Genomic DNA, 6,706 nt, shown 5'->3' on the forward strand with positions numbered 1-6,706 from the left:
GTGCCTGCCGGGGTTCCTGAGATGCGGGGGCCGGAGCGGGCCGGCTGCTGGGGCGGCCCAGGATTTCCTCCTCGATCCGCCGGGCTTCGGCATCGACATCGGAGGTTCCGCCGCCGCCGGGGGCCGGAGCAGGAGAAGGAGCTGCCGCGCCGGTGTCTGCCGCGGCCTTCCCGGAGATCTTCTCGTAGGCGGAGACGTTGTCGACGGCGGTGCCGTACTTGGGCAGCAGCGCCGAACCGGCCACAGTGCTGGAGATCAGGGCGTCGGCGCTGGGACCCATGACGGATTCCGGCGCGCGCAGCCGGGTGAGCGCCACCGGCGTCGGGGCGCCCTTCTCGTTCATGACGGTGATGACCGCCTCTCCGATCCCGGCGGAGGTGAGGGTTTCCTCAAGGTCGTAGTCGCTCATCGGGAAGGTGGAGACGGTGGCCTTGAGCGCCTTGGCATCCTCCGGCGTGTAGGCGCGGAGGGCGTGCTGCACCCGGTTGGCGAGCTGCCCCAGGACCTCGGCGGGAACATCCTTGGGGGTCTGGGTGACGAAGAAGATGCCGACGCCCTTGGACCGGATCAGCCGCACAGTGGTGGTGATGGCGTCCAGGAATGCCTTCGAGGCACCGTTGAACAGCAGATGGGCCTCGTCGAGGAAAAATACCAGCTTGGGTTTGTCCAGGTCGCCGGCCTCGGGCAGGTCTTCGAACAAGTCGGCCAGCAGCCACATCAGGAAGGTGGAGAACAGCATGGGCTTGGTCTGCAGCGTGGGGAGCTCCAGGCAGGTGATGACGCCGCGCCCGTCCGGGGCGGTGCGCATCAGTTCGGCGGTGTCGAACTCGGGCTCGCCGAAGAACTTCTCCATGCCCTGCGCCTCAAGCGTGATGAGCTCGCGGAGGATCACCCCGGCGGTCGACTTCGACAGCCCGCCGAGTTCCTCGAGCTCGTCCTTGCCTTCCGCGGAGGTGAGGAACTGGATGACGGCGCGCAGGTCCTTCAGGTCGATCAGTTCGAGGTTGTTCTTGTCCGCGAAATGGAAGACCAGCTGCAGGCTCGATTCCTGCGTGTCGTTGAGCTCCATGATGCGGGAGAGCAGGATGGGGCCGAAGGACGTGATGGTGGCGCGGACCGGGATGCCGTTGCCGTCGCCGCCCAGGGCCAGGAACTCCACCGGGAATGTTTTGCCGGACCAGGACTGGCCGATACCGTCTGTGCGAGCCATCAGTTTCTCGCTCCCGGTGGCCGCCGTCGCCAGACCGGAGAGGTCTCCCTTGATGTCCGCCAGGAACACCGGGACCCCGGCGGTGGAGAGCTGTTCGGCCATCATGTGCAGGGTCACGGTTTTGCCTGTGCCGGTTGCCCCGGCCACCAGCCCGTGGCGGTTCATCATGGCGAGCGGGAGCCGGACGGGGGCATCCTTGTGGACTTCGCCGTCGATGATCGCAGCGCCCAGCTCAATCGTGGGGCCCTCGAGGGTGTACCCCTTCTGGATGGTGGCGACTTTGTCTGCGGTGGATTTGATGGCCATGCGGACAGCTTAGCCGGGTCCGGCACCCCGGACCCGGCTTCGGCGGGTGTTGCTTCAGCGCTGCTATTCGGCGAGGGCCTTGAGGACTTCCTTCGCCACGTCCTCGCTGGACTGCGGGTTCTGGCCGCTGATCAGATTGCCGTCGCGCACCACGTGGGAGCTCCAGGCGGCGGCGTTCTCGACCACCGCGCCCTTGTCCTTGAGCACGTCCTCCACGAACCACGGCGTGTTCGGGCCGGTGCCGCCGTTGAGTTCCTCCTCGTTGGTGAAAACGGTGAGGCGGCGTCCCGCGAAGGCGAAGTTTCCGGCGTCGTCCGTGGCGCTCAACAGGCCGGCCGGGCCGTGGCAGAACGGGGCGATGACCTTGCCGGCCGTGTTCGCCGCAACCAGCAGCCTGCCGAGGTCCGCGTCCCGGTAAAGGTCGGTCATTGGGCCGTGGCCGCCGGGCAGGACGATCGCGTCATAGCCGGAGAGCTCGACGTCGGCCAGCGCCAGCGGCGCGGACAGCTCGGCGTCGATCTCCGCGAGGTACTTGCGGAAGCCGTCGGCGCGGTCCTGGCCGCCGGCGGACTCGGCCGCCAGGCTCACCTCGTCCACCGTGGGCTTCGCGCCTCCGGGCGTGGCGAGGTGGACAGTGTGTCCGGCGTTGAGCAGGGTCTGGTGGGAAACCACCAGTTCCTCGGCCCAGTAGCCGGTGGGGTGTTCGCTGCCGTCACGCATGGTGAGGGAATCGGCAGCGGATACGACCATCAGGATGTTAGCCATGTCAGGCTCCTGTTCTGCCGGCCGCAGGCCGGCGTTGATAAGTAAAGGACTTAGTGTGCGGCTTCGAGTGTGGCGTACGTGGCGTCATCCAGGACGACGCCGGCAGCGGCCAGGTTCTCTTCGAGGTGCTTGACCGAGCCGGTGCCGGGGATCGGCATCATGACGGGGGAGCGGCGCAACAGCCAGGCAAGTGCCACCTGCGACGTGGTGGCGCCGAGTCGCTTGGCTGCATCATCCAGCGGGCCGCCGGGCTGCGCCAGTTCACCGGCGGAGATCGGCGCCCAGGGGATAAAGCCGATTCCGTTCTCCTCGGCGTAGTTGAGCACGTCCTCGGAACTGCGGTCGGTCAGGTTGTAACGGTTCTGCACGGTGGAAACGGTGAAGTACTTCCCGGCTTCCTCAAGCTCGGCAACGCTGACCTGGGACAGACCCAGTGCCTTCACCTTTCCCTCCTTCTGCAGGTCGCGGAGAACAGTGAACTGCTCCTCCGGATCCACCTTGGGGTCGATCCGGTGCAGTTGGAGCAGGTCGAGCGCGTCAACCTTGAGCTTGCGCAGGCTCAGTTCAGTCTGCTGCCGGAGGTATTCGGCCCGGCCCAGGGGCACCCACTCGTGCGGGCCGGTGCGGGTGAAACCGACCTTGGTGGCGATCCGCAGCCCCTCCGTGTAGGGATGCAGCGCCTCGGCCAGGATCTCCTCGCTGATGTTCGGCCCGTATGAATCGGCGGTGTCAATGAAGTCGACGCCGAGTTCCACCGCGCGGCGGACGACGGCGATGGCGGCCTTGCGGTCTGCCGGCTCGCCCCAGACGCCGTCCCCGACTATGCGCATGGCACCGAACCCCAAGCGGTGGACAGTGCCCAGGTCCTTGAGATCGATCGTGGCGGATGATTCGGGATGCTGTGAGTTGTCATGGCTCATAGGTGCGGCAACTCCCTAAGCCAGCTGAGTATTCCGCTCGCCGACCCGCCCGGCGAGTTTCCCGGTCCCGGGCGGAGCCGGACGTAAGCTGGGGCATGGCTATCCGGGTACTGACGAAGCTTGCGTCCGCCGCCATCACACTTGGCCTGGTCCTGCTGGGTGGAGGGCCGGCCGGCGCCGCCCCGCCCCGCACTTCCGAGCCCACCGGCATTGACGTTTCCTGGCCCCAGTGCGGGAAGACCCTCCCCAAACAGCCGGCATTCGCGATCGTCGGGGTAAACAACGGCCTGGCCAACACCACCAACCCGTGCCTGGCCGCGCAACTGGCCTGGGCAAACACCGCCCCGAATCCGCCGCTCACCGCCCAGCCGCGGGTGGCGCTCTACGTCAATACGGCCAACCCGGGCCTCCAGGGTTCGTGGTGGCCCAGTTCGAACAGCTACGGCGGCGCGGACGTGGCCAACCCGTATGGTGTCTGTGGCAGCGGCACGGACGATTTCAAAGCCTGCTCCTACATGTACGGCTACGCGAAGGCCTACGACGACGCCACGATCCGCGGCGTCGACAACCCGCAGAATTACTTGTGGTGGCTGGACGTCGAGACCGGAAACAGCTGGCAGCCGGACAAGGCCGCCAATGTGGCCGACCTGGAAGGAATGGCCGCCTACTTCAAAAGCATCAACGCTAAGGTCGGCCTCTATTCCACCGCCTACCAGTGGAGCCAGATTGCCGGGACGGTCCCGGCAGGCAGCCCCCTCGCGGGCTTGCCCAGCTGGCTCGCGGGTGCGCGGTCCCTCACAAGCGCCAAGTCCAACTGCTCCTCGCCGGCGCTCACCCCGGGCAGCCGCGTGGCCCTGACGCAGTACATCTCCGGCGGGCTGGACTACAACTATTCGTGCCCCTGACCTAAAGCGGCCGTACGTTTTCACCCCTGATTACGCGCAGAATAGCCAGACCAAGTAGTCGCCGCCGGAAAAGCGAGTACACCCCCGAAAAAGACACGTAGAACTAACGAAAACACGAGTGGAGACGGCCCTCCGCGCCGCGTATTTCCACGCATAGCATCGGGACTACAAATTGCGGCCACAGCGGCCCGCATTTCCTGTGTCTCATTTGCCGTGTCTCGCCTGGGGGTCTCAATGCTCAATCCTTCGCACCACTCTGTCTTCACGCGGCGGCTTGCCGCAGCCGTCATCGTCCCCGGCGTGCTGACCAGCATGCTGCTCCTTGCCCCTCAGGCGAGTGCGACCACCGGGTCCGTCACCGGAGTCTGCAACGGGGTGGTCAACCAGCTGGCACACCGGGGCGCCGTCCAGGAGAACCTGCTCAAGGCCTCGGCGAGGAAGAATGCCGACATCATCGCCCGGCTTCAGTCCGAGCGCTCCGCCCTGCAGGCCAGCGCCGCTGCCTTGACGGGACAGATCGAAGCCGCGACGGCGTCCATCGCCGCCCTCGACGCGGCCGAGCTCGCCCTCGACGGCGAGATCAAGGCCGCGCAGGATGACCTGGCCTCGCTTGAGGCTGAGCGGTCCAGCGCCGACGCTGCAGTGCTCGAACTGCAGGGGACCCTGGCAGGTCTTGAAGCGGAGTGGGCAGCAGCAGGGAACGAGCTTGCACCCCTGCAGGAGGAACAAGCGCTGGCTGTGGCCGCCGCTGAGCAGGTGAAGACCCGCGCCGCCGCCGTCGAGACCCAGATCGCAGCGAAGAACACCCAGCTCAGCGCGGCCCTGGAGGAGCAGGAGACGCTTGCGGCGGCGGCCGGTGCAGCCGAGGCAGCGCTTGCCGGCAAGAACGCGGAGATTGCCGCGGCCGAAGACCAGCTCACGGCCCTGAACACCGCGGCGGCCACGGCGGCAGCAGCCGTGGTGACTGCCGGGACCGCCGTCACCGGTGCCGAGTCGGAACTGCAGAGCCTCGAGGACGCGGGTACCGCAGCCCAGGCCGAGCTTGACGCCCAGTTGGCCAAGATCGACGACGCAAAGGCCATACTCGCCGGCCTCCAGGACGCTGCCGCCGCGGCCGCGGGCGCCGTCACGGACCAGAAAGCAGCGATCGCAGCTGCCCAGGGCGAACTCGCGTCGCTGCAAGCCGATGCCAGGGCTGCAGCGGACGCGCTCGCGGCGCAGAACGCCGCGATCACCACGGCCCAGGCAGAGCTCACGACTTTGCAGGCCACAGCTCGAAGTGCGGCCGCGGCCCTTACCGCCAACAGCAACAAGATCGCTGCGCTGAACGCCGAGATCACCTCGCTGGAGCAGCAGATCGCGGCGAAGAACACGGAGATCACAGCCAAGCAGGCCCAGCTCACCACCGCGCAGAATGAGCTCGCCGCGCTGCAGGCCACCAAGACGACCCTGGAAGCCGAGATCGCGACGCTCACCGCCCAGATTGACGCGATCAAGGGCAACTCGAGGGAAAAGCGTGACCTGATCGCGGTGCGGGACCTCAAGCAGGCCGAACTCACCACCGTCAACAGCCAGATCAGCACCAAAACCGCCACCATTGCCGGCTACCAGGGAGACCTTGCCACGCTCCAGAGCGCAGTCGGCAACCTCAACGCGCAGCTGCTGGCCAAACAGCAGGAGAGCAGCACCCTGCAGCAGCAGGCAGCCCCGCTCCAGGCCTCGCTGACCGCCGCCAACGACGCCGTCACCCTCAAGGAAAGCGAGATCGCAGCGCTGAAGACGCAGATCCCGACGCTCCAGTCGGCTGTCACCGGCACCAATGCCGCGGTCGCCGGCAAGCAGGCCGAGCTCACGGCCCTCCAGGGCCAACTCCCATCACTGGAGACCGCTGCGGCCACTGCGGCCAGTGCGGCCGCAGCTCAGGAGCAGCTCGTGGCGGACCTGGAGGCAGCCGTGCCCACACTGACCGCCAACGTCGCCGAGAGCCAGAACGCGATCGCCGCGCAGAAGCTCGTGCTGGACCAGTTGAAGGGCGAACTGGCGGGCGNNNCCGCCCTCGCCGCAGCCCAGGCCGCCGCCGCTGCCAAGGAATCCGAGCTGGCCGGACTGCAGTCCCAACTGCCCGCACTGGCCAAGGCCCTGCAGGACGCCACCGCGGCAGTGAGCGCGAAGCAGGCCGAGATCGCAACCCTGAATGCCCAGATGGATACCCTCGTGGCCGAGGTCACCGCGCTGAACACCCAGATTGCCGCCAAGGAACGCGAAATCCTCGACCTCCAGACCAGGGTCGCTCCCCTGCTGGCGCAGCTTGACGCGCTGAACGGCGAGATCACCGCCACCGAAACGAAGCTGAAGGAGCTCCAGGCACAGCTGACGGGACTCGACCAGAAACTGACCGACGCCAACGCCACGCTCGCTGCCCTGCAGGCGAAGAAGGGTGCAAACAAGGATTCCATCGCCGCGCAGAAGAAGACGGTGGCCGGTCTCCAGGACCAGCTTGGCACTGTCCAGAACCAGATCGGGGCCATCGACAGACAGATCGCCCTGGGTGGTTGCGTCGCCTGACCGTGATGACCCGGCCCTGACGGTCCGGGGCAGCC

5 protein-coding genes are annotated in these 6,706 nt (G+C 67.1%); 2 read left to right on the plus strand and 3 right to left on the minus strand.

What is annotated here, in order from left to right:
- The 3 genes from K789_RS0110075 to K789_RS0110085 all read right to left on the minus strand — a co-directional run.
- A partial coding sequence (locus K789_RS0110075; protein WP_024366646.1) for a helicase HerA-like domain-containing protein occupies window positions 1-1,516 on the minus strand: 1,516 nt, incomplete at its 3' end.
- A gap of 63 nt (window positions 1,517-1,579) precedes the next feature.
- Complete coding sequence (locus K789_RS0110080) at window positions 1,580-2,281, minus strand: type 1 glutamine amidotransferase domain-containing protein (RefSeq protein ID WP_024366647.1); 702 nt, start codon at window positions 2,279-2,281, stop codon at window positions 1,580-1,582.
- Window positions 2,282-2,331: 50 nt separating this feature from the next.
- Complete coding sequence (locus K789_RS0110085) at window positions 2,332-3,201, minus strand: aldo/keto reductase (protein WP_024366648.1); 870 nt, start codon at window positions 3,199-3,201, stop codon at window positions 2,332-2,334.
- Between the two features lie 95 nt (window positions 3,202-3,296).
- Here K789_RS0110085 and K789_RS0110090 point away from each other — a divergent pair, with 95 nt between their 5' ends.
- Window positions 3,297-4,106, plus strand: a complete 810-nt coding sequence (locus K789_RS0110090; protein WP_024366649.1) for a hypothetical protein — start codon at window positions 3,297-3,299, stop codon at window positions 4,104-4,106.
- A gap of 234 nt (window positions 4,107-4,340) precedes the next feature.
- Entirely contained in the window at window positions 4,341-6,671 is a 2,331-nt protein-coding gene (locus K789_RS0110095; RefSeq protein ID WP_024366650.1) for a hypothetical protein, read from the plus strand.
- Window positions 6,672-6,706: the final 35 nt, after the last annotated feature.

The organism is Arthrobacter sp. TB 26 (genome assembly GCF_000427315.1).
Classification (GTDB): Bacteria; Actinomycetota; Actinomycetes; order Actinomycetales; family Micrococcaceae; genus Arthrobacter.